27 protein-coding genes, 1 tRNA gene and 1 pseudogene are annotated in these 23,744 nt (G+C 68.6%); 19 read left to right on the top strand and 10 right to left on the bottom strand.

Features of this window, described 5'->3' with window-relative positions:
- Nucleotides 1–303: 303 nt before the first annotated feature.
- The 10 genes and pseudogenes from N0A20_RS00260 to N0A20_RS00215 all read left to right on the top strand — a co-directional run bounded on the left by N0A20_RS00260 (nucleotide 304) and on the right by N0A20_RS00215 (nucleotide 9,299).
- On the top strand, nucleotides 304–891 hold the full coding sequence (locus N0A20_RS00260; RefSeq protein ID WP_260582045.1) for an aspartyl/asparaginyl beta-hydroxylase domain-containing protein: 588 nt from the start codon (nucleotides 304–306) through the stop codon (nucleotides 889–891).
- Entirely contained in the window at nucleotides 888–1,817 is a 930-nt protein-coding gene (locus tag N0A20_RS00255; RefSeq protein ID WP_260582044.1) for a hypothetical protein, read from the top strand. Before N0A20_RS00260 ends, N0A20_RS00255 begins: the two co-directional genes overlap by 4 nt.
- Before the next feature lie 4 nt (nucleotides 1,818–1,821).
- The gene (locus tag N0A20_RS00250) at nucleotides 1,822–2,676 is read left to right on the top strand and encodes a sulfotransferase domain-containing protein (RefSeq protein WP_260582042.1); all 855 of its coding nucleotides are present in this window, start codon (nucleotides 1,822–1,824) and stop codon (nucleotides 2,674–2,676) included.
- Nucleotides 2,677–2,731: 55 nt separating this feature from the next.
- Nucleotides 2,732–3,022 (top strand): PqqD family peptide modification chaperone, encoded by a 291-nt coding sequence (locus tag N0A20_RS00245; protein WP_260582041.1) that lies wholly within the window; start codon nucleotides 2,732–2,734, stop codon nucleotides 3,020–3,022.
- Nucleotides 3,023–3,153: 131 nt separating this feature from the next.
- A complete protein-coding gene (locus N0A20_RS00240; protein ID WP_260582040.1) occupies nucleotides 3,154–3,297 on the top strand; it encodes a hypothetical protein in 144 nt (47 codons plus the stop codon).
- A 175-nt stretch (nucleotides 3,298–3,472) separates the two neighbouring features.
- Complete coding sequence (locus N0A20_RS00235) at nucleotides 3,473–5,908, top strand: asparagine synthetase B family protein (RefSeq protein WP_260582039.1); 2,436 nt, start codon at nucleotides 3,473–3,475, stop codon at nucleotides 5,906–5,908.
- Complete coding sequence (locus tag N0A20_RS00230) at nucleotides 5,905–6,741, top strand: glycosyltransferase (RefSeq protein ID WP_260582037.1); 837 nt, start codon at nucleotides 5,905–5,907, stop codon at nucleotides 6,739–6,741. The genes N0A20_RS00235 and N0A20_RS00230 overlap by 4 nt, the downstream gene beginning before the upstream one ends.
- The gene (locus tag N0A20_RS00225; RefSeq protein ID WP_260582036.1) at nucleotides 6,738–7,538 is read left to right on the top strand and encodes a sulfotransferase; all 801 of its coding nucleotides are present in this window, start codon (nucleotides 6,738–6,740) and stop codon (nucleotides 7,536–7,538) included. The genes N0A20_RS00230 and N0A20_RS00225 overlap by 4 nt, the downstream gene beginning before the upstream one ends.
- Nucleotides 7,535–8,437, top strand: a pseudogene (locus N0A20_RS20375) (LacI family DNA-binding transcriptional regulator); the annotation flags it as partial. The gene N0A20_RS00225 and the pseudogene N0A20_RS20375, both read left to right, overlap by 4 nt.
- A 412-nt stretch (nucleotides 8,438–8,849) precedes the next feature.
- A complete protein-coding gene (locus N0A20_RS00215) occupies nucleotides 8,850–9,299 on the top strand; it encodes a substrate-binding domain-containing protein (protein ID WP_260583969.1) in 450 nt (149 codons plus the stop codon).
- 248 nt (nucleotides 9,300–9,547) lie between these two features.
- Here the strand turns inward: N0A20_RS00215 and N0A20_RS00210 are convergent, their stop codons facing one another.
- The 4 genes from N0A20_RS00210 to N0A20_RS00195 all read right to left on the bottom strand — a co-directional run bounded on the left by N0A20_RS00210 (nucleotide 9,548) and on the right by N0A20_RS00195 (nucleotide 12,056).
- Nucleotides 9,548–9,901: a hypothetical protein gene (locus N0A20_RS00210; RefSeq protein ID WP_260582035.1), complete on the bottom strand. Its 354-nt coding sequence runs from the start codon at nucleotides 9,899–9,901 to the stop codon at nucleotides 9,548–9,550.
- Nucleotides 9,898–11,247 (bottom strand): hypothetical protein, encoded by a 1,350-nt coding sequence (locus N0A20_RS00205; RefSeq protein ID WP_260582034.1) that lies wholly within the window; start codon nucleotides 11,245–11,247, stop codon nucleotides 9,898–9,900. The genes N0A20_RS00210 and N0A20_RS00205 overlap by 4 nt, the downstream gene beginning before the upstream one ends.
- 159 nt (nucleotides 11,248–11,406) lie before the next feature.
- Nucleotides 11,407–11,790, bottom strand: coding sequence for a type II toxin-antitoxin system VapC family toxin (locus tag N0A20_RS00200; RefSeq protein WP_260582033.1), 384 nt, complete (start codon nucleotides 11,788–11,790; stop codon nucleotides 11,407–11,409).
- Nucleotides 11,787–12,056, bottom strand: coding sequence for an AbrB/MazE/SpoVT family DNA-binding domain-containing protein (locus tag N0A20_RS00195; protein ID WP_260582032.1), 270 nt, complete (start codon nucleotides 12,054–12,056; stop codon nucleotides 11,787–11,789). Before N0A20_RS00195 ends, N0A20_RS00200 begins: the two co-directional genes overlap by 4 nt.
- A gap of 210 nt (nucleotides 12,057–12,266) precedes the next feature.
- Here N0A20_RS00195 and acnA point away from each other — a divergent pair, with 210 nt between their 5' ends.
- Genes acnA through N0A20_RS00180 form a run of 3 tightly spaced genes read left to right on the top strand, consistent with a single transcriptional unit; the run spans nucleotide 12,267 to nucleotide 15,565 of the window.
- Nucleotides 12,267–14,939 carry an aconitate hydratase AcnA gene (gene acnA, locus N0A20_RS00190; RefSeq protein WP_260582031.1) on the top strand — a complete coding sequence of 891 codons (2,673 nt, stop codon included), beginning with the start codon at nucleotides 12,267–12,269 and terminating at the stop codon, nucleotides 14,937–14,939.
- Between the two features lie 16 nt (nucleotides 14,940–14,955).
- The gene (locus N0A20_RS00185) at nucleotides 14,956–15,243 is read left to right on the top strand and encodes a ribosomal protein L7/L12 (protein ID WP_260582030.1); all 288 of its coding nucleotides are present in this window, start codon (nucleotides 14,956–14,958) and stop codon (nucleotides 15,241–15,243) included.
- Nucleotides 15,244–15,292: 49 nt separating this feature from the next.
- A complete protein-coding gene (locus N0A20_RS00180; RefSeq protein ID WP_260582029.1) occupies nucleotides 15,293–15,565 on the top strand; it encodes a CBU_0592 family membrane protein in 273 nt (90 codons plus the stop codon).
- Nucleotides 15,566–15,575: 10 nt separating this feature from the next.
- Here the strand turns inward: N0A20_RS00180 and N0A20_RS00175 are convergent, their stop codons facing one another.
- The 4 genes from N0A20_RS00175 to N0A20_RS00165 all read right to left on the bottom strand — a co-directional run bounded on the left by N0A20_RS00175 (nucleotide 15,576) and on the right by N0A20_RS00165 (nucleotide 18,247).
- Nucleotides 15,576–16,124, bottom strand: coding sequence for an amidohydrolase family protein (locus N0A20_RS00175; RefSeq protein ID WP_409574807.1), 549 nt, complete (start codon nucleotides 16,122–16,124; stop codon nucleotides 15,576–15,578).
- Nucleotides 16,045–17,028 (bottom strand): hypothetical protein, encoded by a 984-nt coding sequence (locus N0A20_RS20370; RefSeq protein ID WP_409574703.1) that lies wholly within the window; start codon nucleotides 17,026–17,028, stop codon nucleotides 16,045–16,047. The genes N0A20_RS00175 and N0A20_RS20370 overlap by 80 nt, the downstream gene beginning before the upstream one ends.
- 66 nt (nucleotides 17,029–17,094) lie before the next feature.
- Nucleotides 17,095–17,170 (bottom strand) — tRNA-Val (locus N0A20_RS00170).
- A gap of 57 nt (nucleotides 17,171–17,227) precedes the next feature.
- A complete protein-coding gene (locus N0A20_RS00165) occupies nucleotides 17,228–18,247 on the bottom strand; it encodes a MarR family winged helix-turn-helix transcriptional regulator (RefSeq protein ID WP_260582027.1) in 1,020 nt (339 codons plus the stop codon).
- Nucleotides 18,248–18,532: 285 nt separating this feature from the next.
- On the opposite strand from N0A20_RS00165, the gene N0A20_RS00160 reads away from it, so the two are divergent.
- Genes N0A20_RS00160 through N0A20_RS00135 form a run of 6 tightly spaced genes read left to right on the top strand, consistent with a single transcriptional unit; the run spans nucleotide 18,533 to nucleotide 22,243 of the window.
- Nucleotides 18,533–19,072: a thermonuclease family protein gene (locus N0A20_RS00160; RefSeq protein ID WP_260582025.1), complete on the top strand. Its 540-nt coding sequence runs from the start codon at nucleotides 18,533–18,535 to the stop codon at nucleotides 19,070–19,072.
- Between the two features lie 46 nt (nucleotides 19,073–19,118).
- Nucleotides 19,119–19,496, top strand: a complete 378-nt coding sequence (gene crcB, locus N0A20_RS00155; RefSeq protein ID WP_260582024.1) for a fluoride efflux transporter CrcB — start codon at nucleotides 19,119–19,121, stop codon at nucleotides 19,494–19,496.
- Nucleotides 19,497–19,510: 14 nt separating this feature from the next.
- Nucleotides 19,511–20,713 (top strand): RluA family pseudouridine synthase, encoded by a 1,203-nt coding sequence (locus N0A20_RS00150; protein ID WP_260582023.1) that lies wholly within the window; start codon nucleotides 19,511–19,513, stop codon nucleotides 20,711–20,713.
- Nucleotides 20,713–21,321, top strand: a complete 609-nt coding sequence (locus N0A20_RS00145; protein ID WP_260582022.1) for an FMN-binding negative transcriptional regulator — start codon at nucleotides 20,713–20,715, stop codon at nucleotides 21,319–21,321. The genes N0A20_RS00150 and N0A20_RS00145 overlap by 1 nt, the downstream gene beginning before the upstream one ends.
- On the top strand, nucleotides 21,321–21,554 hold the full coding sequence (locus N0A20_RS00140; protein ID WP_260582021.1) for a hypothetical protein: 234 nt from the start codon (nucleotides 21,321–21,323) through the stop codon (nucleotides 21,552–21,554). Before N0A20_RS00145 ends, N0A20_RS00140 begins: the two co-directional genes overlap by 1 nt.
- Nucleotides 21,554–22,243: an ATP12 family chaperone protein gene (locus tag N0A20_RS00135; protein WP_260583968.1), complete on the top strand. Its 690-nt coding sequence runs from the start codon at nucleotides 21,554–21,556 to the stop codon at nucleotides 22,241–22,243. Before N0A20_RS00140 ends, N0A20_RS00135 begins: the two co-directional genes overlap by 1 nt.
- Nucleotides 22,244–22,344: 101 nt before the next feature.
- Here the strand turns inward: N0A20_RS00135 and N0A20_RS00130 are convergent, their stop codons facing one another.
- A complete protein-coding gene (locus tag N0A20_RS00130; protein ID WP_260582019.1) occupies nucleotides 22,345–23,148 on the bottom strand; it encodes a crotonase/enoyl-CoA hydratase family protein in 804 nt (267 codons plus the stop codon).
- Entirely contained in the window at nucleotides 23,145–23,606 is a 462-nt protein-coding gene (locus N0A20_RS00125; protein WP_260582018.1) for a DsbA family protein, read from the bottom strand. Before N0A20_RS00125 ends, N0A20_RS00130 begins: the two co-directional genes overlap by 4 nt.
- Nucleotides 23,607–23,744: the final 138 nt, after the last annotated feature.

The raw sequence follows: 23,744 nt of genomic DNA, 5'->3' as shown, positions 1-23,744 counted from the left end.
ATCCGCCACGCGCATCTCCCCAGACGGCCAGTCCCCATCCCTCCCTTAGCCAGCGCCGCCCGGCGGTTCAATGCGCGTGGGGTGAGGCGAGGGTTGCCATCGAATCCCCCCTCCCTTTCAGGGAGGGGTTAGGGGTGGGTAGCGAGCGCAGCGAGCAAGAAGGAAGAGCGCCGCCTTCGGCGGCCACCCACCCCCAGCCCCTCCCTGAAAGGGAGGGGAGAGAAGGCACCTCCCACTTCCCCCTTGCCGCCCGCCCCCCCGCGCGTCATGAGGGGCGCGCAACGGGGGAAGCACAGGCAATCCATGGCCGTCATCGTCACCAAACCCGCCAATGTCCGCGACCTCGGCCCGGTCGATGCCTCGGCGCTGCGCGACCGCGTGCTCGCGATTTCGGAACGCGTCTGGGGGCGGGAGGACGCGATCAAGGAAAACGACTTCGAGGTCTTCCACCACACGCGCCACATCGTCTTCCGCTTCACCCCCGGCAACCGCGATCCCGAGGATCATTATGAAAATCCCGCCTGGCACGCCTGGCGCGGGCTGCTGCAGCCGGTGATGGACGCCGCGATCGCGCCCTATGGCTTCGCCGATCCCGCTTTCCCGAAAGCGATGCTCGCGCGGCTGCAGGCGGGCCAGCGGATCGACCTCCACCGCGACGGCGCGGGCTCGAACCTGCGCACGCACAAGATCCACGTCCCGCTCGTCACCAACCCCGGCGCCTTCTTCCTCAGCGGCCCCAACCGCCATCATCTGGCCTATGGCCATGCGTGGGAGGTCAACAACATCGCCTCGCACGGCGGGGTGAACGAGGGCGGGGCCGACCGCATCCATTTCATCTTCGAAGTGTTCGACCGCGCCGCGAGCAAGAGCGACGCCGCCTCCGCCGCATGAGCGCCTACCATGTCTACCGCCATTACGGCTTCACCTTGCGCTCGGACCTCGCGCTGCCGCACCTCCTGCCCGGCGATCCCGCCGCGCCCGCCGACGCCGACATCCGCCTCGCCCCGATCGCCGGCGACCGCCTCGCCGAAGCGATGCATTTCCGCAACTGGCGTGCCGAACCCGGCGAGCTTCTGTTCCACGCCTTCGGCATCTGCCGCCTGCTGGTCGCGAACGGCACCACGATCACCGTCGAGCGCGAGCCCGGCGCGACCGACGCCGCGCTCGTCTCGATCATCCTCGGCACCGGCATTTCGGCGCTGCTGATGCAGCGCCGCATCCTGCCGATGCACGCCTGTTCGATCGCCGGCGACGGCGGCGCGATCCTCGTCATCGGGCGTTCGGGCGCGGGCAAGTCGACGCTGCTCGGCGGGCTGGTCGCGGCGGGCTGCACCATGCTCGCCGACGATGTGACCGGGGTCACCGTCGATGCCGGCGGCGCCACAGCCATCCCGGCCTTTCCGGCGATGCGCCTGTGGACCGACAGCCTGGCGCTGCTCGGCCGCGACGCGGACGACGGCCGGATCCAGGTGCGCGAGGATATCGAGAAATATTATGTTCCCGTGCCGCGCTTTCACGCGGATCCGATGCCGGTGCGCGCGGTCGTGCTGCTTCAGGTGCATAATGGCGCCACGATCACCCGGCGCGAGGTCGCGATGGCGAACCGCGTCGAGGCGCTCGCACGCTATGTCCACCGCAAGAATTTCCTGCGCGGCCTCGGCCTGCAACGCTGGGGCTTCGACTCTGTCGTCGCGCTCGCCCGTTCGGTCGACATGATCGCGATCGGCCGCCCCGCGATGGGCGCCACCCCCGGCGCGATGGCCGATGCGGTGATCGGCCATTTCGGCCTCGCCCCCGCGCTCCAGCCCTCGGGCTAGGCCGATGGCGCGCTCGATCGTCTGGCTCGCCTCCTATCCCAAATCGGGCAACACCTGGCTGCGCGCGATGCTCACCCATCTGCTGGCCCCGCCGGGCGCGGCGTTCAGCGTCAATGCGCTGACCGGCGGGATCGAGGGCGGCGACCGCCATGCGCTCGACGACGCTTGCGGCATTTCCTCGGCCGAAATGACCCGCGCCGAACTCCTCCCCTATCGCGCCCTCCTCCACCGCCAGATCGCCGAAGAGGTGGCCGCCCCCTTCTTCATCAAGACGCACGATCTTTATGCCCACGCCGCCGACGGCACCGCGCTCTTCCCCGCCGACGCCAGCCGCGCCGCCGTCTATCTCGTCCGCAACCCGCTCGACGTCGCCCTGTCCTTCGCGCATCACAGCGGCCATGACCCCGGCTGGGCCATCGCCCGCATGGCCGACGACGACGCCACGCTCAACGTCTGGCCCGACCGGATCAGCGATTTCCTCCCCGTCCATCTCGGCTCGTGGAGCGCCCATGTCGCAAGCTGGACCCGGCAACAGGACATCCCGCTGTGCCTGCTGCGCTACGAGGATATGCTCGCCGACCCCGCCGCCGCGCTCGCCCGCGTCGCGGCGATCGCCGGGATCGACGCCACGCCGCAGGCCATCGCCGCCGCCGCCGCCGCGAGCAGCCTCGCCGCGCTGCGCGCCCGCGAGGCTGAGGAGGGCTTCCGCGAAAAGCCACCCGGCATGCCGAATTTCTTTCGCAGCGGGCGCGCCGGCGAATGGACCTCGGCGCTGGGCGACGAGCAGATCGCACGCATCGTCGCCACTCATGAAGAGATGATGGCGGCACTCGATTATCTGCCGCCTTCCGGCGCTTGACGCCGCGCGCCGGGCGTCGCTATCGCATGGGCGGGGTCATATTGGGGGGTACGACATGGCGGCGGCTATAACGGGCAGCACGACGATCGGGCGCAATCCGTCGATATTGTTCAACGACTTCGACGACGGGCTGATGATGATGGACATCGACAGCGGCAATTATTTCGACATCGACTCCGTCGGCGGCCGCATCTGGACCCTGATCGAAACGCCGACGACGGTCGATCGCATCTGCGAATCGCTGCTCGCCGAATATGAGGTCGAACCCGACGTCTGCCGCACCGAAACCATTGGATTCATCGAAGAACTTGCCGACAAAGGACTGGTAACGCTGCAAGAGTCCTAAACCCTTGGTAGACGGGCCGTTTACCTTGACTGGTCGTTGATTTTGCCTCATCATCGGCTGGTATGCTGCGGGACCGGCGACGAACGGCTGGATCGCGGCGGTGGGGAATCAGTATCACTGAGGGGGGTTATATGACCAAGACCGTTGAAAAACACGCGCCGCGCAAGGACTGGAAAAAGCCGGAACTGCGCTCGGTGGTGCCGGCGGCCCGCACCCGCGGCGGCGGCGGCGATGCCAGCCCCGATCCCGACGACATCTTCTACGACGCATCCTGATTCGCGTCCCTTTCGGTTAAAGGTGAACTTTGCGCTTTGGCCCTGCTTCGCGGGGCCAAAATGCTTGGGCAGAGCCGCGGCGCGCCGGGGCCGTCCCCGCGCGCTTGACGCTGCCCGGCGACCGCGCCACGACCTTCGCGGCCAACCTTGGTCCTGACGGAATCGAACCACCGCCGTGCATCGCTTTTGTGGCATCATCCACCGGTCCGCCGCCGCAACCGACGCCGACAGGTCCGCGATTTGCGCGGCGCTCGGTACTGCCGCCGCCACCGGACGCCATGGCACGGCCGCCTTCGGAGCGATCGCCACCGCGAGACGCGCACCCGCCGCCGATGCGGTGCACGAGCAGGACGGGCTGATCCTCGTCGCCGACGCCCGCATCGACGGCCAGGCTGAGCTCCGCGCCGCGCTCGGCGGCCTCGCTCCGCCCGAAGACGCCCCCGCCGCCGCGCTGATCGCCGCCGCCTGGCGCCGCTGGGGCCCCGATTGCCCGCTTCATCTCTATGGCGATTATGCCTTTGCGCTCCACGACACGGCGAGCGGCGACAGCTTCGCGGCGCGCGACCATGTCGGCGCGCGGCCCTTTTTCTATGCGCTGGACGACGACCGCCTCGCCTTCGCCAGCGACCCCGCGGCGCTGCTCGCGCTGCCTGGCATTCCCGACGATCTCGACGAGGATTTCGTCGCGACGATCCTCGTCCACCGCAAGTTCGAACCGCACGACCGCAGCTTCCTGCGCGCCGTCCGTCGGCTCGAGGCCGGCCATCGCCTGCACCTCGCGCACCGCGGCGCCACGGTCGACCGCTGGTGGAACCCGGAGGCGATCGCGGTCGATGAGGCGGCCGGGGATGCTGAAACCATCGCCCGCTACCGCGCGCTCGTCGGGCAGGCGGTGACCGACCGCCTCGCGGGGGCCGAACGCTTCGCCGTCCATCTCAGCGGCGGGCTCGACTCGTCGCTGATCGCCGCGACGGCGGTGCCGATCCTGCGCGCGCGCGGCCTCGCCGACCCGCCGGGCTACAGCTGGCACCGCGTCGATCCCGCCGCCACCCCCGACAGCGAACCGGGCTGGAGCGAGGCGATCCGCGCCCGCCTCGGCCTCCAGCTCTTCGCGCCCGAACTTTCGGTCGACGAGATGGCGGGCCTGTTCGCGCAGGACTGGACGCGCGGCCCCGATATCCGCAACCTGCTCCACGAGGCGGCGATCCAGCGCGACGCCGCCGGGCGCGGGGTCGAGGTCATCCTGTCGGGCTGGGGCGGCGACGAGGGCGCCTCCTACAACGGCCGCGGCTATCATCCCTGGCTTTTCGCCACCGGCCGCTGGGCCACGCTTTATCGCGACAGCGGACAGCCAGGCGTGCGCGGCGGGCTGCGCACCATCTATCACGCCGCGCGCCGCACCGCGCGCACCTTCAAGCCGCAACTGCCGCTGCGCTGGCGCCGCCTCGCCGACCACAGCCTTATCGAGCCGCGCTTCTTCCGCCGCGCCCGCCTGCTCCCGGTGCCGATCACCCGCGAGTTCGGCGTCCGCCGCACCCAGCACGCGCTGCTGCGCAACAGCTCGACCACCGCGCGGATCGAGGACTGGGCGCTCAGCGGCGCCGCGCGCGGGATCGACTATCGTTTCCCGCTGCTCGACCGCCGCCTGCTCGAATTCATCTACACGCTGCCGCCGCGCATGTTCCGCCGCGGCGCGATGCGGCGCTGGCTGATCAAGCAGGCGAGCGAGGGACTGCTCCCCGACGTCGTCCGCCTCAACAACAGCAAGACCGAACCGATCCGGGTCGCCTGGATCGAGCGGACGCTCGCCGAAACCATGGTGCTGATCGGCGACCGCCTCGCCGCCAGCGACACCCCGCCCGCCCGCGCGCGCTATATCGACATGCCGCTGCTGCGCCGGCTGCGTCGAACAGGCGCGCCGCACCCGCTCGGGCCGCGACCCCGCGCTCCGCCTTGCGCTCCAGTTCCTCGACACGCCATGATCCTGTCGTTCAGCCGCCGCTTCGCCTTCGTCGCGATCCCCAAGACCGCCGGCCATGCGCTGCGCACCGCGCTGCGCCCGCTGCTAGCCGCGAACGACTGGGAACAATGCACGCTTTTCGACAAGCGCTATTTCCCGGTCGCGCCGCTCGCCGCGATCGGCCACGGCCATCTGACCTATCGCGACGTCCAGCCCTATCTGCTTCCCGGTCAGTGGGACGGGCTGACCAGCTTCGCGGTCGTCCGGTCGCCCTTCGACCGTTTTCTCTCCTTCGCGCGCTTCGCCTGGCGCGGTCGCGACGCGATGACCCGCGACCCTCTCGGCACGATGAAGGCCGCACTCACCGACCCCGCGCGCAGCAATCACATCCTGCTCCGCCCCCAGCATGAATTCGTCTGCGACGAAGCGGGCCACATCCGCACCACCCTCCTCCTTCGCCATGAAAATCTCGCCGCCGACATGACCCGCCTGTCGGATGCGCTCGGCGCGCCGCTCGCCCCGCTCCAGGCCGTCAACGTCTCGCCCGAAACGGCGGGCGCCGTTCTCGACGCCGAACTCGCCGATATGATCCGCGCGCGCTACGCCCGCGACTTCGCGCTGTTCGACTACGATCCGGCGGCGGCGCCGTGACCGCCGCGACTCTCGTCACCGTCTCCTCGCCCGGCTTCCGCATCGGGACCGAGGTGATGCTGGCGAGCTTCCTCGCGCACAACCGCTGGTTCGCCGGCGACATCCTCATCCTCCACAGCCGCCTGACCGAAGCCGATGAGGCGGCCCTCATCTCCGCCTTCCCGTGCACGAGCTGCCGCACCGCCAGCCCGCGCCTCGTTGCCGCGATCGACGCGCTCGTCGCCGCGCACCCGCATCTCGCGTCGCGCTGCGACCGTTTCCTCAGCCTCGAAACGCTGCTTCTCGACGCGCCGGGCCCGATCCTCTTCGCCGACAGCGACCTGCTGTTCCGCGGCGACCTGTCGCCGCTGCTCGCGATCGACGCCCCGCTCGTCGCCGCCCCCGACGCCGCGATGCTGCGCGGCAACGCCCGCGACACGGACACGCTCGCCGAGGTCGCCGCCGGCGCCGAGGCCCGAGCCAGCTTCAACGCCGGCCTCCTCCTCCATCGGCCCGATCCCGCCGTCGCCGAAGCACTCTGGCCGCTGCTCGATCCCGCGGGCTGGGCCCGCATCGCCTCGCAGCACACCGACCAGGCGGTGTGGAACCTGCTGCTGCGCGACCGCGTCCACCTCGTCGGCATTACCTATAATCTGATGATCGGCCACCGCGCCGCCAGCTTCGCGCGCGAGCCCGTCGCGCTCGAAGAGGCCCATGTCCTCCACTTCAATGGCGCCGCCAAGCCCTGGCGCCCCGATCGCCACGCCGACGCCATCGCCCGCGATCCCGCCTATGCGGATGCCCTCAGCCTCTGGGCAGAGGCGCGCGCCGGCTGGCTGAGGACGCGCGCATGATCGTCGGCGGCGAAGGCGCGATCGCGCGCCACCTCTTCCTGCTCGCGCCGAACAACAGCGGCTCGACCTTCCTCGCCGCCGCGCTCGCCCGCTGCGCCTTGGCCTGGTCGCTGCCGCGCGAGGGACAGCATGTCGCGGGCTTTCACGGTCCCAGCTCGCGCGGCACCGGCACGCGCCTGCTCTGGGCCGCCGATCCGGCCTCGATCGCCGCCTTCCGCGACCCGGCGGCCTATGACTGGAGCCGCACCCGCCGCGCCTGGCATTTCCACGCCCGCGCCGTCTCTGACGACGCCGACACGCTCGTCGTCGCCTCGCCGCCCTTCCTGCTGATCGCCGACCAGCTCGCCGCCGCCTTCCCCGACGCCGCCTTCCTGATCATGGTCCGCAACCCCTATGCCGTCGCCGAAGGCATCATCCGGCGCGGCGCCGAAGCCGGCCCCGCCGCGCCCGGCACCAGCCTCGCCACCGCCGCCGCGCGCCACATCGTCGCCGCGCTCGCCGCGCAGCGCGCCAACGGCGCCGCGCTCGGAAACCGCGCCGCCTGTTTCACCTACGAGGAGATGTGCGCCGCCCCGGCCGAAACCGCCGCGCGCATCGCGGCGCTCGTCCCGTCGCTCGCCGACCTCGACATCAACCGCTCGCTCCCCGTCAAGGGCCGCTATCACGAACGCCTGCGCGACATGAACGCCGACCAGATCGCGCGCCTCACCCCCGGCCAGACCGCCGACCTTACCGCCGTCTTCGCCGCGCATCGCGACGACCTCGCCGCCTTCGGCTACGAACCCCGCACCGCATGACCGACGCCGCCCGGCCCTTATGGATATTCCTCCACGTCCCCAAATGCGGCGGCACGACGCTGAAGGTGCATCTCGAACGCCATTTCGCGATGGACGAACAGCTCGTCGAATTTTCGCACTGGGGCCGCAGCTACCGGCGCACCCATGGCCGCCCCGAATTCGCCGATCGCCCGGCGGAGGAACGCGCCCGCGCCGAAATCCTCTCGGGGCACCAGACCTGGTACAATATCCACAAACTCGTCCCCGGCGCACGCGAGCCCCGCTATTTCACCGTGCTGCGCGACCCCGCCGAACGCTGCGTCTCGCTCTACAATTTCCGCTGGAGCCGCGGCCACGCGCCCGACGATTTCGACCAATGGTATGAAGGCCATTATCTGGCCGAACAGCGCGACTATATGGTCCGCTTCTTTGCCGAGGCGCTCTTCGGCACCGTCCTCCCCGCCGACCCCGGACAACGGCTCGCCATGGCGCGGCAGATGCTGACGCGCTGCTGGTTCGTCACGACGACCGATCGCTGGAACGAAGGGCTCGACTATCTCTGCGGCGCGATGGGCATCCCCGCCGACTGGCAGCATCACCGCGCCGCCGGCGCCTCCGCCCCGCTCCCCCCTCGCACCCCTCGCCGCGCGAGGTGGTGCAGCGCCGCCTCACCCTCGACGAGTCCCTGCGCGCCCGCATCCACGCCGATTCGCCCGGCGACGTCGCGCTCGTCGACTGGGTCCGCACGCGCCGCTGGCCGCTCGCCGATTGACAAGCGCGCCCCTCGCGGCGACAGACGCGGCAGAGGGGAAGAGGCCGGAATGAGCGGAAAAATGCTGCGCCCGACATCGTTCGACGTCGCCGAGCGGGCGGGCGTGTCGCAATCGACCGTGTCGCGCGCGCTGCGCGACAGCCCCGGCGTCAACGCCGAGACCCGCGCCCGCGTCTCCGCCGCGGCGCACGCGCTCGGCTATGTCGTCGACCGCCACGCCTCGTCGCTCCGTCTCAAGAGCAGCGAGACGATCGCGCTCGTCACCATCTGCCGTCCCGGCGAGGACCGCAGCGCGATCAACCCTTTCTATTTCGCCCTCCTCGGCAGCATCGCCGAGGCGACGTCGCGGCGCCGGTTCAACCTGCTCGTCAGCTTCCAGGAAAGCCCGGACAATTTCCGCGCCGACTTCGTCGCCTCGGGTCTCGCCGACGCGATGATCGTCATCGGCACCACCAGCAACGAGGCGGCGTGGGACTATTTCGCCGGGGCGCAGGCGTCGGGCCTCGACTTCGTCTGCTGGGGCAGCCCCGGCGACCCCTTCCACTGGATGCGCAGCGACAATGACGCCGACGGCCGCCTCGCCGCTCGGCCATTTCGTCGCGACCGGCCGGCGCCGCCCGGCCTTCGTCGGCCCCGCCGATTCGGCGCAGCGCCAGTTCGACGAGCGGCGCGAGGGCTTCGCCGCCGCGCTCGGCGCGCGGGACGTCACCCCTGTCGTCTGGGCGGCGGCCGCCGCCGCCGACCGCCATGCGCAGGGTGTCGCCGCCGCGCGCGCGCTGCTCGGCGCGCATCCCGACATCGACGCGATCTTCGCCGCGTCCGACATGCTGGCGCTGGGCGTGCTCCAGGGGCTGAAGGAGGCGGGGCGCCGCGTTCCGCACGACGTCGCGCTGATCGGCTTCGACGGCATCCGCGCCGGCGACGCTCGCCGACCCCGCGCTCACCACGCTCGAGCCCGATCTCGACGCGGCGGGCGAGGCGCTCGTCGCAATGGCGCTCGAGGACGATGATTTCACGCGCAGCGGCACGCGCATCCCCGTCCGCCTGGTGACGCGTGGCACCGCCTGAGCCGCAGCCCGATACCGCCGCAGGATCGCGGCTACCACGCGCGTCTCTCCCTGGGGCTGGGTCCCGCCTTCGCGGGGGAACATATATTTGCTCCAATGGGATATATGCCGACTTGATCCGGGCCCCGCTTTTCACCGTCACTTAATTGGATCGGCAATTGTTGCACCTGCCGCCGTAATTCCCGCGACGGTTAAGAAGCGCCAAACAGCGCCTGGGCGGCCTTCTTTTCGGGGGAATCATAGGCGCCATACAGGACCGGCTGCAAAAGCCGCCGCGCGAGATCGGGTTTGCCTTGACGCACCAGCTCCTCGCCCAGCAGCAGCCGCGGCCATGGCGCGGCCGGCACCATCGCCGCGACCTTGGCTACTAAAACCATCGCGGTTTCGGGGGTCGGCTCTCCCGCTCTCGTGAAGCTCTGGAAGTAGGCGATCGCCGCGACCGGATCGTACGGATCGAGTTCCAATGCGCGTTCCAGCGCCCCCCGCGCCGCCGCCAGCGTCGCCCGGCGCCCCTCCGCCGGGCCCGCCAGCGCTTGCCCGGTCAACGCGACCCCCTTCCACGCCATCGCCCTCGCGCTTCCCGGCAACCCCGCCAGGACGCGCTCTGCATCGGCCAGACATTCGCCTGATCGTGCCCGCGCGGCGACTCGGCTTCGGCCGCAACCAGCACCGCATCGGCTTCGGACGCGCCGCGCAATTGATCTATCCACGGGGGCCGCGATGCCGTTTCGCCCGCTTCGGGAACCGCATCCGGCACCGGATCGCCCAGTCGGACCCGTGCCTCCTGCACCGCGAGCTGTGTCTTCGACAGCGCCGTCACTGACGGCGCCTGCGGCGGCGCTTCGGGCGTCCGGGTGCGCGCGAAAGCCTTTTTCCGGCTCAAGCATAGGATTTGATCTCGCGCGTCAGCTCGGCCGAGATCGCCGAAAGCCTCCGCCGCCTCGGCGGGCGTGGCGCCGCGACCGATCGCTGCCATATAGCGGGCGAATTGCGTCTGCCGTTCGGCCTTGGGATTGGAAAAGACGAAATAATGGGTGATCAGCCACGCATGATAGGGCGTCCACGCCATGCGCTGGGACGGTGCGTCGAGATAGCTGCCGGTCAGCACCTCGCGCGCGCTCACTTCGCCATAGGAGCGGAAGATATGCCGATAGTTCGCTGGCGGCCGGGCATATTCGATCGTGCCGTCCTTCCGGATGTCGACGGTCGAAAACAACGCCCCGACTCCATCGAGGTACCAGCGCGGATAGGCGGCGGGGACGTTCGATAGGAGGAAACTCTGCGCAAATGCGGAATAGAGGACGGTCTCCCACGGCCGCGCGACTGGCGGCAGAGAGGGCTCGGTCTGCCCGACGCAATCCGCCCCCGCCTCGGCCAGATCCTCGCAAAAACGATCGCGCGCCATCTTGGTGTCCAGATCGATGATCTGATCGTCGCGAACAAGCGCGAGCATCGGCCCGTCAATGCGCGGATCGAAAAATCGCTGGTCCGAAAAATCCTTGATGAAAGGGCCTTCCGCGGATCGCCGATTGCGGAGTCCCAACCGGACGAGATCGTCGCGCGATCCGAACAGCATGACCTGAAGCTTCGGCGTGCCCCTGCCCTGCCCTGTCGTTCTGTAAAGCCGGGACATCAGCGCATGCAGTCCCTCGAGGCGAGTAGCGATGTCGGCGAGTTCGCGCTCGCCGCCATCGCTGAAGACGACGACATGGTCGGTTTCCGCTCGCTTCCAGCCGCTCAGATCTTCGGCTGAAGCGGCGGTGACGACGATATCGGTGTCGCCGCTTGCCCGGACTGACTCCTTCGGTTCGGCTGCGACAGCGGCCACCGCGACCGGGGCGATCGCCAGCACCCCCAGCAGAGCCGAATACCACACGCGCCCGATCATCATGCCCGCACTCGCATATTTTGCCAGTCATTCCAATGGATGGAGCGAGCCGCAACCTATGCCATTTCGCCAACACCTTCCAGTGGCTGCGCGCTGGCGACGCCTCCTCGAACTCTGCTGCGCATTACGGTGGCAGGTGCAGCAATCCCCAAATCGCAAGTCTCAACCGACGACTTCGACCCTTACCCCGATAGCCTCGTTCGCAACCATGCTCCGGTCGAAGGTCACAAACGCCTCGGCCCCCTTCGCCGCGACCAAATGCAGGTGATCGGCGAAATCGCCCCCCTTGGCAAAAGCCGCGACCGCGCTTCGCACCGCCAACTCGTCATCCAGCACGATTCCCGGCACATCGAACAGACCAAGCAACGACGCCGCAAGATGCGCCCGCTCCATCGCGTAGCGCGATTGCAGCAACCAGCCGAGTTCGAGCAGCACTGTCAGCGGCACGAACACGCCCGCCTCGATGATGTCGCGCGCGATGGGTGATTGCACCGGATCGTCATCCAGCATGAAACGCGCGAGAATATTCGTATCGACCGCCTTCAATTCGGCGGGTCCCAGCTCTTGTCCTCGCGAAACATGCGGTCGATCGCGGCGTGCGCGTCTTCGTCGCTGATCCGCGGCCCCTTGTAATTCACCGTCTTGCGCAGCTTCGCCATCGCCTCGTCGAAGCTCAACGCCGGCTTCGCCTTGGGCTTGGCGCGCAGCATCACGCCGGCGGGACCGTCGACGACCTCCAGCACCGTGCCGACGTCCCAGTTCAGCCGGTCGCGGACATCCTTGGGGATGACGACCTGTCCCTTGGCGGACACTCTGGTTTCCTTGGTCATACCGGTAAGATAGCATTTGCAAGAGCAACGAACAAGCGGCCCAGCTATCCTCGTCACCCCCTTGCAATTCCCTACCCCCGGCGTAAGGCGTCCCCAACAAAAACCGCGCGCGCGACTCCCGTTTGCCCCGCTCTCCTTGCTCGGGCTTCGGGCGTCACTTCCCCGCCGCGCCCAACAGGGGACTGCAAGCCTATGACCACCACCGGCCACGACACGCTGGGTACCCGCGCGACGCTCGACGTCGGCGATAAAAAATACGCGTACTATTCGCTCGACAAGGCCGCGGCGAAGCTCGGCGACGTGTCGCGGCTGCCCTTCTCGATGAAGGTGCTGCTCGAGAACCTGCTGCGCTTCGAGGATGGCGGCTTCACCGTGTCGACCGATGACGTGCAGGCGCTGGTCGACTGGCAGAAGGATCCCCATTCGAACCGCGAGATCCAGTATCGCCCGGCGCGCGTGCTGCTGCAGGATTTCACCGGCGTGCCCTGCGTCGTCGACCTCGCCGCGATGCGCGACGCGATCGCGAAGCTCGGCGGCGACACGTCGAAGATCAACCCGCTCGTCCCCGTCCACCTCGTCATCGACCACAGCGTGATGGTCGACGAATTCGGCCACCCCAAGGCGTTCGAACAGAATGTCGAGATCGAATATTACCGCAACGGCGAGCGCTACGACTTCCTCAAATGGGGGTCGAAGAGCCTGTCGAACTTCAAGGCGGTGCCCCCGGGCACCGGCATCTGCCACCAGGTCAACCTCGAACATATCGCGCAGGCGGTGTGGTCGAGCGAGGATGCCGACGGCACCCCCGTCGCCTATCCCGACACCTGCGTCGGCACCGATAGCCACACGACGATGATCAACGGCCTCGGCGTGCTCGGCTGGGGCGTCGGAGGGATTGAAGCGGAAGCGGCCATGCTCGGCCAGCCCGTGTCGATGCTCATCCCCGAAGTCGTCGGCTTCAAATTCACCGGCAAGCTGAAGGAAGGCGTCACCGCGACCGACCTCGTGCTCACCGCGACGCAGATGCTGCGCGCCAAGGGCGTCGTCGGGCGCTTTGTCGAATATTTCGGCCCCGGCCTCGCGACGCTCAGCCTCGCCGACCGCGCGACGCTCGCCAACATGGCGCCCGAATATGGCGCGACCTGCGGCTTCTTCGGCATCGACGACAAGACGCTCGATTACATGCGCCTCACGGGCCGCAGCGAGGAAAATATCGCGCTGGTCGAGGCCTATGCCAAGGCCCAGGGGCTGTGGATCGTCGAGGGCGCCGCGGACCCGATCTTCACCGATACGCTCGAACTCGACCTCGGCACCGTCGTCCCGTCGCTCGCGGGGCCGAAGCGCCCGCAGGACCGCGTCTCGCTCCCCGACGTCGACGACGTGTTCAACGCCGACATGGTCAACACCTACAAAAAGGCCCAGACGCGGGTGCCGGTCGAGGGCGAGGATTTCGACATCGGCGACGGCGACGTCACCATCGCCGCGATCACCAGCTGCACCAACACCTCGAACCCCGGCGTGCTCGTCGCCGCGGGGCTCGTCGCGAAGAAGGCCGACGCCTTCGGGCTGAAGCCCAAGCCGTGGGTCAAGACCAGCCTCGCGCCGGGGTCGCAGGTGGTCACCGACTATCTCGAAAAGGCCGGGCTGCAGACGCATCTCGACAATATCGGCTTCAACCTCGTCGGTTACGGCTGCACGACCTGCATCGGCAATTCGGGCCCGCTCGCCGAACCGATCAGCAAGGCGATCAACGAGAACGGCCTCGTCGCCGCCGCCGTCATCTCGGGCAACCGCAACTTCGAGGGCCGCGTGTCGCCCGACGTGCGCGCCAACTTCCTCGCCTCGCCGCCGCTCGTCGTCGCCTATGCGCTGAAGGGCACGGTGATCGAGGATTTCACCACCACCCCGATCGGCCAGGACCAGGACGGCAAGGACATATTCCTCGCCGACATCTGGCCGACCAACGAGGAAGTGGCATCGGTCGTCGCGGGCGCGGTGAGCCGCGACATGTTCGAGGCGCGCTACGCCCATGTCTACACCGGCGACCGGCACTGGCAGGCGATCGAGGTCGAGGGCAGCGAAACCTATCAGTGGCGCGCGGGGTCGACCTATGTCGCGAACCCGCCCTATTTCGAGGGCATGACGATGACGCCTGCTCCCGTGGCGGATATCATCGGCGCGAAGCCGCTCGCGATCCTGGGCGACAGCATCACCACCGACCACATCAGCCCCGCCGGCAGCATCAAGGCGGACAGCCCGGCCGGAAAATGGCTTATGGAACATCAGGTTAGCAAGGCCGACTTCAACAGCTACGGCTCGCGCCGCGGCCACCACGACGTGATGATGCGCGGCACCTTCGCCAACATCCGCATCAAGAACGAAATGATTCCCGGCATCGAGGGCGGCATGTCGCGCTACGGCGAAGAGGTCATGCCGATCTATGACGCCGCGATGCGCCACAAGGCCGACGGCACCCCGCTCGTCGTCATCGCGGGCAAGGAATATGGCACCGGCTCGTCGCGCGACTGGGCGGCGAAGGGCACCAATTTGCTCGGGGTACGTACCGTGATCGTCGAAAGCTTCGAACGCATCCACCGCTCCAACCTCGTCGGCATGGGCGTGCTGCCGCTGCAGTTCCTCGAAGGCCAGAGCCGCGAAACGCTGGGCCTGACCGGCGACGACAGCTTCACCATCACCGGCGTCGCGAGCATCCAGCCCCGCCAGACAGTGACGGTGAACGTCACCCGTCCCGACGGCTCGACCTTCAGCTTCGACACGCTCTGCCGCATCGACACCGCGAACGAGGTCGAATATTATCTGAACGGCGGCATCCTGCACTATGTGCTGCGCAAGCTCGCGGCCTAAGGGTTAGGCGGGGACGATGGGCGCCTTGATCCCCTTCGTCCTCGGCCTGCTGCTCGGGGTCGCGCTGACCCTGTTCCTGCTCCGCAGGGGTCAGGGCGACCGGCGCGACCTCACCGCTCCGCCGCGCACGGTGCAGCGCCCGATGGTGCGTGTGGGCGACGAGCGGATCGGTGACGAGGCGATCCTCGACCTGATCCGCCAGAATCGCAAGATCGAGGCAATCAAGCTGATGCGCGAAAAGACCGGGCTCGGGCTGGCCGAAGCGAAGGACGCGGTCGAAGCGCTCGAACGGGACATGCGCTGAATCGCCGTCCCGCACCATGGGCCGGCAAACGGCCGCGAAGGGACGGGATATGAGCATTTTCAACATCGGCATCGAGGCGATCGGCTGGACCGCCGCGGCGCTCATCCTTGCGGCCTATATCCTGCTCTCGCTCGGCAAGCTCGAGGCGCGCGGATATGTCTATCAATGGATGAACGTGATCGGCGCCGGCGGCTTCGTCGTCAATTCGGGCTATAATGGTGCGCTACCCTCGGCGGTGCTCAACATCATTTGGGCCGCGATGGGACTGTTCACCTTGTGGAGCGTGTGGCGCGCACGGCAAGCGGCGCGCGCGATCCCCTGAATTCCGTCTGTCAATTGGGCGCCGCCGCATCCCACGCCGCGACCTTCGCGCGCGTGTCGGCCAGCAGCTTGTCGAGCGCCGCGCGGTCATGCACGCGCCCGCGCATCACCACCGTGTCGATCGCGCGCGTCGCGGCGATATCCTCCAGCGGGTTCTGCGTCAGCAGCACCAGGTCGGCCGCCATGCCCGCCTTGATCGCGCCATAACGGTCGAGCCAGCCGAACCACGCCGGCCCCGCGCGCGTCGCCGAAGCGAGCGCCTGCGCCGGGGTCAGCCCCTTTTCGACAAACAGCGCGATCTCGTCGTGCAGGCCGAAACCCGGATAGTTGAAGCTGTTGAGGAAACCCGCGTCGGTCCCCGCGATGATCGGCACCCCCGCCTCGGCCAGCATCGGCAGGATCGCCCCGATATCCTCGATCTGCTTGTGCCGCGCCGCGATTCCCGCGGCATCGGCCTTCGCGGCGCGCTCGACGCGCCATTCATAAGTCTTGCGCAGCTTCGGCCCAACATAAGCGAGCCCCGCATCCTTGCCATGATCGTCGCGGTCGAGCCACGCGATGATCCGGCTGCCGTTGAGCGTCGGGGTGACATAGACGCCCTGGGCCGCGAAGCGACGATAGGCCGCCATCGCCGTATCGCGGTCGAAGCCCGCGTCGAGCCGCACGGTTGGCCTCCGCACGGTCGATCCGTCCCGCGGCGAAATCGGCCGCGACCGCCGCCTCATCCTTCACCCCGGCGTTATAGGCATAGTCGAGATGCTCGATCGAGCTCAGCCCCGCATCGACCGCCTGCCCCGTCGTCAGCGCCATCGGAATATGCCCCGAGGTGCGGATGCCCATCATCTTTGCCCGTTTCAGCGCATAGAGGAACAATTCGGGTTTCAACGTGCTGTCGGTGATCTTGACGAAATCGACGTGATCGCGATTCTTCAACCGGTCGAGCGCCGCGTCGGCATCGGCCTCGCTGCCGACCTCGATCGTCCCCTTCCACAGCGGCGCGATCCCCTCGATCTTGGCGCCTGAAGTGAGCAGGCGCGGGCCGAACACCTCGCCTGCGGCGATTGCGCTCCGCCAGGCCAGCACCTGATCGGCGAGGTCGCCCGAACAATCGCGAATCGTCGTGATGCCATTCGCCACATAAAGCGGGAAAAGCGCTTCATTTTCCGCGATCAGGTCGGGGCCGCCGCCGAAATGGACATGCATGTCCCACAGGCCGGGGATCAGATATTTGCCCCTGCCCTCGACCTGCCGCTTCGCGCGCCAGCCCTTGGCGATCGCCGCGTCGGGACCGGCCGCGACGATATCGTCGCCGCGCAGCACGACGGCCTGACCGGCAACCGCCGTCGCCGCTTCGACGTCGATCAGCGTAACGTGGCGGATGATGACATCGCCCTGATTCTGCGCCGCCAGCGCGGGACTCGCGAACGCAAGCAGGGTCGAAGCGAGAATGGCAAGCAGGCGCATCACCGGGTTTCCTTTCCGAACGGAAGGCCGTTTAGCGCCATGGCATCGATCGCAACAAGGCGGATATGGTGGGCGCTGACGGGCTCGAACCGCCGACCCTCTCGGTGTAAACGAGATGCTCTACCAACTGAGCTAAGCGCCCCCATTCGGAGAATGGGCGCCCGTGCCACAGCTTCGTGGCCGTAGCAAGGCTCGGCTGCTATTCCTCCAGTGCCTCGAAATAGCGCGCCAGCGCGTCGAACGCCGCCTCGGCAAGGCCGATGAAGATGCGGCGGCCGTCGTGCGGGTCGGCTTCGCGCAGGAACAGTCCGGCATCGGTCATCGTCTTGATCCAGCGCAGCGCGGTCGTCGCGGGGACCGCGGCGGCGATGCACAGGCTCGACACCGACACCGGCTGGCGTTCCAGCCGCGCGGCATAGAGGTCGAGCAGCATGTCCCATGCCGGATCGGCGAAGAGGTCGGCGGGGAAATATTGTTCGCGCATCCGGCGCTGGCGCAGCATCCGGCGCACCGCCTTGGCGCGCTGGCGATGCACCGTGCGTTCCTCGGGTTCGAAGCTGCGCGGACCGGCGGCATAGTCGCGGACGGGCGACCGGAGCTGCGCCCCGGCGTCGCCGTGATCCGCGTCGCGCGGCGCGAAGCCCCCCGGCGCGCCCGGCAATCCGCGCTGTCCCGCGAGATCGCCGAGCAGCCGGGCGATGCGCGCCACCTCGTCCTGCAGCTGGTCGATCCGCTCCATCGCCTCGTCGCGCGCGATGTCGTGGACGGCGGGGGAGGCCGCGCGCGAGGCCGCCGCGAGCGCGACCAGCCGGTCGGCGGCGTCGGCATCGACCAGCCATTCGGTGCGGATCGACGCCGGGACCGTCGCCGCGACGCGATCGAGTCCGCCCAGCGCGGTTTCGCACACCAGCGCGCATTCCATCGCCAGCACGGCGTCGCAGATTTCGGCGAGCGTTTCGCTCTCGATCGTTTCGGCATCGATCAGCCAGACGATGTCGGGCAGCGCCATGCTGCGCAGATGCGCCGCCATGCGCGCCGGCGGGATATGATCGATCACGCGCGCCCGGCCCGAGCGCGCCAGTTCGGCGCCGATCGCGCGCGGGCCCACGAACAGCACCGACGCCGGAACGCCGTCCGCGGCGGCCATGGGCAAGGCGGCCGGTTCGAAACCGGTCGGCGGCGCCATGGCCCGCAAGCCCGATTCGATCATCTGGTCCATCCTGTCCGCCCCTTTCCTCACCGTCGCTCCGCCTTGGCGTCCTTATGTCGTCAAAATGGCGATATTCACCTTTTGTTCGTTCCAAAGTGCCGCCAATCCGGACGCTGACGAACAAGAGGCAACGTTTGATCGGGGCCGGGCTGGTGGAATTGCCTCCATTTTGGACATGGTTTGTTCTCCACGTCAATCCCCTATTCGCGCTTGCCAGACCGGTCGAGGGTCAGCACTGTTCGCCCGACGATGCCGCGTTCGCCTCTTTCCACCCGCCCGCGCTGGCGTCGCCGTTTGCGGTCGCTGGGCGCCCTGTTGCTGCTCGCGGCGATGGCGCTGGCCGTCTGGTATGCGCGGCCCGTGCCGGCCGAGGCCGTGGCGCTCGTCCATGTCATCGACGGCGACAGCCTGTCCGTGAAACGCGACGGCCTTCCGCTCACCATTCGCCTGACGGGCCTCGACGCGGTCGAATATCGGCAGGACTGCGCGCGCGCCGACGGCGGCCGCTGGCCCTGCGGTCACGAGGCGCGGGCCGCGCTCGCCAGGATCGCCGGGCGTGGGCCGCTGTTCTGCGCGCTGACGGCGAAGGACAAATATGACCGCACGCTTGCCGCCTGCCGCACGCGGCCCGAACCCGATGGCGCCGACCTGTCGGGCGAAATGGTCCGCCTGGGCTGGGCGGTGGCGACCGACGATGCCTATCTGCCCGGCGAGGGCGAAGCGCAGCTGGCCCGGCGCGGCATCTGGCAGGGCGATTTCGATCGGCCCGCGGACTGGCGCGCCGCACACGAACGCGCCGCGACAGCCGTCGGCGCCATCACTGCCGATCGCTGACGACGCACGGCTTTCCGCGCTGCGCTTTTGCGGCTAGGGCGGGCGGATGAACGGCCTTTTTCCCGTAATGATCGGCGGCGCGCTCGGCGCCGGCGCGCGGCACCTTGTCGGCGGCGCCATGCTCGCGCGCCTGGGGCCCGGTTTTCCCTGGTGGACGCTGTCGATCAACATCGCCGGCAGCCTGTTGATGGGGCTGCTGATCGGCTGGCTGGCGCGCAGCGGCGGCAGCGAGACGGCGCGCCTGTTCCTGGGCGTCGGGGTACTCGGTGGTTTCACGACCTTTTCGGCGTTCAGCATGGAGTTCTGGGCCTTGTTCGAGCGCGGTCAGAACGGGCAGGCCCTCGCCTATGTCCTCGCCTCGGTGCTCGGCGCGATCGCCGCCTGCGAGATCGGCCTGCTCTTGATGCGGCCGGTGCCGGCATGAGCGAGAAGGCGAAGATGGACGTGGCCAGGATGGATGGGGCGACCATCGCCGAGGAGGATGACGGCATCCGCCTCGACCGCTGGTTCAAACGCCACCGGCCGGGCACGCCGCACGCGCTGCTCGCGCGCTGGGCGCGCTCGGGCCAGCTCACGCTCGACGGCAGGAAGGCCGATGTGTCCGATCGCATCGAGACCGGGCAGAAGCTGGTCATGCCGACCCCGCCGGTCGAGGCCGAAGCGCGTCCGGCGCGCAAGGGGCGCCCGCTGACCGACGCCGACGTCGAACTGGCGGCGGGCATGGTGATCCACCGCGATGCCAGCGCGATCGTGCTCAACAAACTGCCCGGCCTCGCGACGCAGGGCGGCACCAAGACCGAGCAGCATGTCGACGGCCTGCTCGACGCGCTGAAATATGACGGTCCGGTGCGACCAAAACTCGTCCACCGGCTCGACAAGGATACGTCGGGCGCGCTGCTGATCGCCCGCACGCCGCGCGCCGCCGCCTATTTCGCCAAGAGCTTTTCGAACCGCAGCGCCAAGAAGACCTATTGGGCGATCATCGTCGGCGTCCCCGACATCGCGCAGGGCGAGATCGATCTGCCGCTCGCCAAGCAGCCGGGATCGGGCGGCGAGAAGATGCATGTCGACGACAAGGGCCTGCCGTCGAGGACGCGCTACCGGATCATCGAGCGCGCGGGCAATAGCGCGGCGTGGGTCGAGCTGCAGCCGCTGACCGGGCGCACCCACCAGCTGCGCGTCCATATGGCGGCGATCGGCCATCCGATCGTCGGCGACGGCAAATATGGCGGCAAGGGCGCCTTTCTGACCGGGACGATCAGCCGCAAGATGCATCTGCACAGCCGCCGCCTGCGCATCGATCACCCCGACGGCGGCGCGATCGACATCAGCGCGGAGGTGCCCGAGCATTTCGCCGCGAGCCTCGACGCGCTGGGCTTCGATGCCGTGCTGGGCGAGGTCGGGATCGACGATGTCGCCAAGGGCCCGTCGCCGAAAACGGCCGAGAAGGCCGCGGCGAAGGCGCACAGCAAGGCGATCCGCAAGGCGCGGCGCGGCGAACGGCGCGGGCGTACCGCGACGAGCAAGCCCACCGACCATGTCGGCAAGACAAAGCCCAAACCCAGGGGCGGCAAGCCAGCCGCGAAGCGCGGCGCGCCCTCTTCCGGCGCCCGCAAGCCCTCCCCCCGCAAGCCGCGCTGATGCATCCCGATCCCGCCTTTCGGCCCAAGGATACGGACCTCGCCGCGCTGCTGGTGCGCGAGATCGGTTTCGCCGCGATCTTCGCGAGCACTCCCGACGGCCCACGCGTCGCCCATGCGCCCGTGGTGCTGAACGAGGATGCGACAAGGCTGCAATTCCACCTGTCGCGCGGCAACGGGCTGACCCGTCATCTCGACGGCGGGGTCGCGCTCGCGGTGGTGCAGGGCCCCGATGCCTATGTCAGCCCCGGCTGGTACAGCGCGCCCGACCAGGTCGGGACGTGGAATTATGTCGCGGTCGAAATGGAAGGCGCCGTCAGCCGGCTGGATGATGCCGCGCTGGTCGCGCAGCTCGACACGCTGTCGGCGCTGCACGAGGCGCGGATCGGGGCGGACCCGCCCTGGACGCGCGACAAGATGAACCCGGCGCTGTTCGGCCGGATGACCGGCGCGATCCTCGGTTTCGAAATGCGTATCACGGCATGGCGCCCGACGCTGAAACTGTCGCAGAACAAGCCCGCCGGCGAACGCGCGCGGGTGATCGCGGGGCTGAAGGCGCAGGGCCATGGCGCGCTCGCCCATTTGATGGACCAGCTTGGAGAGCGATGATGACCCCGGCCGACGAAGCGCTGGCGAAGAAGCGCTATTTCGCGATCAACCTGATGCGCATCATGGGGGCGCTGTTCATCATGGCGGGTTTCCTGCTCGTCGCGGGCCGCTGGGAAATCGCGGGAATGCCGACCGACCGCTATATCGGCATCGCGGTGGTGCTGATCGGCGCGTTCGATTTCGCGGTCTTCCCGATGCTGCTCGCCCGCCGCTGGCGCTCTCCCAAAGAATGATGAAGCGTTTCTGGAAAGAGGTCGGCGTCGTCCCCGCCGACGGCGGCTGGAACATCGCGCTCGACGGCCGTCCGGTGCGCACGCCGCAGCGCGCGCCGCTCGCGGTCGCCAGCCCGGCGCTGGCCGAAGCGATCGCCGCCGAATGGCAGGCGGTGGGTGAGACGATCGACCCCGCCGCGATGCCGATGACCGGCCTCGCCAACGCCGCGATCGATATCGCCGCGCCCGACCTCGCCGCCTTCGCCGAGCCCGTCGCAGCCTATGCGGCGAGCGAGCTTTTCTGTTACCGCGAAGACCGCGACGCCGCGCTGCTCGCCGAACAGGCGGCGATATGGAACCCGCTGCTCGCCTGGGCCGAGGCGCGCTACGGCGTCGAATTCGTGATCGCGCGGGGGATCGTCCCGATCGACCAGCCCGAAGCGACGGTCGCGGCGCTCCGCGCTGCGGTGCTGGCGCACGATGCCTGGCGGGTTACGGCGCTGACCCCACTGGTGACGATCGGCGGATCGCTGGTCGCGGGACTGGCGCTGGTCGAAGCGGCGTTCGACGCCGGCGATCTCTGGCAGGCGGTGAGTCTCGACGAACTCTATCAGGAACGGCGCTGGGGCCCCGACGCGCTGGCGACGGCGGCGCGCGAAAAGAAGCGGGCCGATTGGGACAATGCGGCGCGGTTTTTGAGTCTTCTATGACGCTCTGAAGCTCGTCATTGCGAGCGAAGCGAAGCAATCCAGGGCGGCTGACGCTAATCTGGATTGCCGCGTCGCTTCGTTCCTCGCAATGACGTGGACGCTCAATCCGCGAAATTCGGCGCCCGCTTTTCCATATGCGCCATCACCGCCTCAACCTGGTTGGGCGTGCGGATGACCCTGACCTGCTCGTCGCTCTCGGCCTGCAGGATTTCGGCGTCGCTCGCGTCGGCGAGCATGTTGCAGAGGCGCTTGGCGCCGCGAATCGCGTGCGGATTCCTGTTCGCAATCACCTCGGCCAGTTCCATCGCCTTCGCCAGCGGATCGTCCGACACATGCGTCGCGAAGCCGAGCAGCTTCGCCTCCGACCCGTTGAATTCGCGGTTGGTGTAGATCATCTCGCGCAGCACGTCGTCGGCGACCTGGGTGCGCCACAGCGCCATGCCCGCGACATCGGGCACGAGGCCCCAGCGCATTTCCATGATCGCGATGCGCGTGTCGGGATGGACGATGCGGATGTCGGCGGCGGCCATGATCTGGCTGCCCGCACCGAAGGCGACGCCGTGCACCGCCGCGATCACCGGCACCGGCAGTTCGCGCCAGCCCCAGGCCGCATATTGGGCGTTGTTGCTGATCCCGTGGGTGCGGTCCGACAGGCTGCCGCCCGCGCTGCTGAGGCCCGGCTCGCGGTCGCCGCCGAGGCTCGAGAGGTCGAGCCCCGCGCAGAAAGCGCGGCCCTCGCCCGACAGCACGACGACGCGCAGTCCCGCCCTGGCCTTCAATTCGTCGATCGCTTCCGCCAGCGCCGCCCACATCGCCGCGTCGAGCGCGTTCATCTTGTCGGCACGGATCAGCCGCACATCGGCGATGCCGCCTTCCAGCATGGTGATCGAAATGCGGTCCTTCATCCGTTTTTCCTTGCAAGCGCCGCTTCGACGAGCGGCAGTTGGTCGTTGCCGAAATACATATCGTCGCCGTCGACGAAGATCGTCGGCGAGCCATAGCCGCCGCGCGCGATCACCTCTTCGGTATTGGTCCGCAGCCGCGCCTTGACCGGGTCGCTGCCCGCCGCCGCCGCGAGCGCGGCGCCGTCCAGCCCCTCGGCATCGGCAACCGCCGCCAGCACGGCGGGGTCGTCGAGATTTTCCTGGCGGTCGAAATAGCTGGCGAAGGCCGCGCGCGCGAACCGCACGAGCGCCGCCTGGTCCTCCTCGAGCGCGCAGCAGAAGCGCATCGCCGCGATGCTCTTCGCCGGATGCCACTCGGACGGGAAATTCATCGGCACGCCCGCGAGCCGCGCCCAGTCCTTCAGCACCTTCCAGCTGTGCTGCAGCCGCGCGGTTGTCCGCCTGTTCGCGCGCCGCATAGACGGCGGGGTTCACCGCATTGAACACGCCGCCGACGAGGATCGGGCGATAGCGCGCCGCGGCGCCGGTTCTCGCCAACACCGCGGGCAGATTGTGAAAGGCGAGACAGGTCCAGGGCGAGGACAGGTCAAAGAAGA

The organism is Sphingopyxis sp. PET50 (genome assembly GCF_025244705.1).
GTDB lineage: Bacteria > Pseudomonadota > Alphaproteobacteria > Sphingomonadales > Sphingomonadaceae > Sphingopyxis.
The sequence above is the reverse complement of the archived record's forward strand: the minus strand, read 5'-3'. Positions and strand labels throughout refer to the sequence as shown.

Excerpts from the sequence above, each read along its gene's own strand:
- N0A20_RS00185 (WP_260582030.1), top strand. The coding sequence starts at position 14,956 with ATGGGCGCCTTGATCCCCTTCGTCCTCGGCCTGCTGCTCGGGGTCGCG.
- N0A20_RS20370 (WP_409574703.1), bottom strand. The coding sequence starts at position 17,028 with ATGCGCCTGCTTGCCATTCTCGCTTCGACCCTGCTTGCGTTCGCGAGT.
- N0A20_RS00180 (WP_260582029.1), top strand. The coding sequence starts at position 15,293 with ATGAGCATTTTCAACATCGGCATCGAGGCGATCGGCTGGACCGCCGCG.
- N0A20_RS00125 (WP_260582018.1), bottom strand. The coding sequence starts at position 23,606 with ATGCGGCGCGCGAACAGGCGGACAACCGCGCGGCTGCAGCACAGCTGG.
- N0A20_RS00165 (WP_260582027.1), bottom strand. The coding sequence starts at position 18,247 with ATGGACCAGATGATCGAATCGGGCTTGCGGGCCATGGCGCCGCCGACC.
- N0A20_RS00225 (WP_260582036.1), top strand. The coding sequence starts at position 6,738 with ATGATCGTCGGCGGCGAAGGCGCGATCGCGCGCCACCTCTTCCTGCTC.
- N0A20_RS00130 (WP_260582019.1), bottom strand. The coding sequence starts at position 23,148 with ATGAAGGACCGCATTTCGATCACCATGCTGGAAGGCGGCATCGCCGAT.
- N0A20_RS00250 (WP_260582042.1), top strand. The coding sequence starts at position 1,822 with ATGGCGCGCTCGATCGTCTGGCTCGCCTCCTATCCCAAATCGGGCAAC.
- N0A20_RS00145 (WP_260582022.1), top strand. The coding sequence starts at position 20,713 with ATGCATCCCGATCCCGCCTTTCGGCCCAAGGATACGGACCTCGCCGCG.
- N0A20_RS00140 (WP_260582021.1), top strand. The coding sequence starts at position 21,321 with ATGACCCCGGCCGACGAAGCGCTGGCGAAGAAGCGCTATTTCGCGATC.
- N0A20_RS00245 (WP_260582041.1), top strand. The coding sequence starts at position 2,732 with ATGGCGGCGGCTATAACGGGCAGCACGACGATCGGGCGCAATCCGTCG.
- N0A20_RS00135 (WP_260583968.1), top strand. The coding sequence starts at position 21,554 with ATGAAGCGTTTCTGGAAAGAGGTCGGCGTCGTCCCCGCCGACGGCGGC.
- N0A20_RS00150 (WP_260582023.1), top strand. The coding sequence starts at position 19,511 with ATGGACGTGGCCAGGATGGATGGGGCGACCATCGCCGAGGAGGATGAC.
- N0A20_RS00215 (WP_260583969.1), top strand. The coding sequence starts at position 8,850 with ATGACGCCGACGGCCGCCTCGCCGCTCGGCCATTTCGTCGCGACCGGC.
- N0A20_RS00260 (WP_260582045.1), top strand. The coding sequence starts at position 304 with ATGGCCGTCATCGTCACCAAACCCGCCAATGTCCGCGACCTCGGCCCG.
- acnA (WP_260582031.1), top strand. The coding sequence starts at position 12,267 with ATGACCACCACCGGCCACGACACGCTGGGTACCCGCGCGACGCTCGAC.
- N0A20_RS00205 (WP_260582034.1), bottom strand. The coding sequence starts at position 11,247 with ATGATGATCGGGCGCGTGTGGTATTCGGCTCTGCTGGGGGTGCTGGCG.
- N0A20_RS00240 (WP_260582040.1), top strand. The coding sequence starts at position 3,154 with ATGACCAAGACCGTTGAAAAACACGCGCCGCGCAAGGACTGGAAAAAG.
- N0A20_RS00255 (WP_260582044.1), top strand. The coding sequence starts at position 888 with ATGAGCGCCTACCATGTCTACCGCCATTACGGCTTCACCTTGCGCTCG.
- crcB (WP_260582024.1), top strand. The coding sequence starts at position 19,119 with ATGAACGGCCTTTTTCCCGTAATGATCGGCGGCGCGCTCGGCGCCGGC.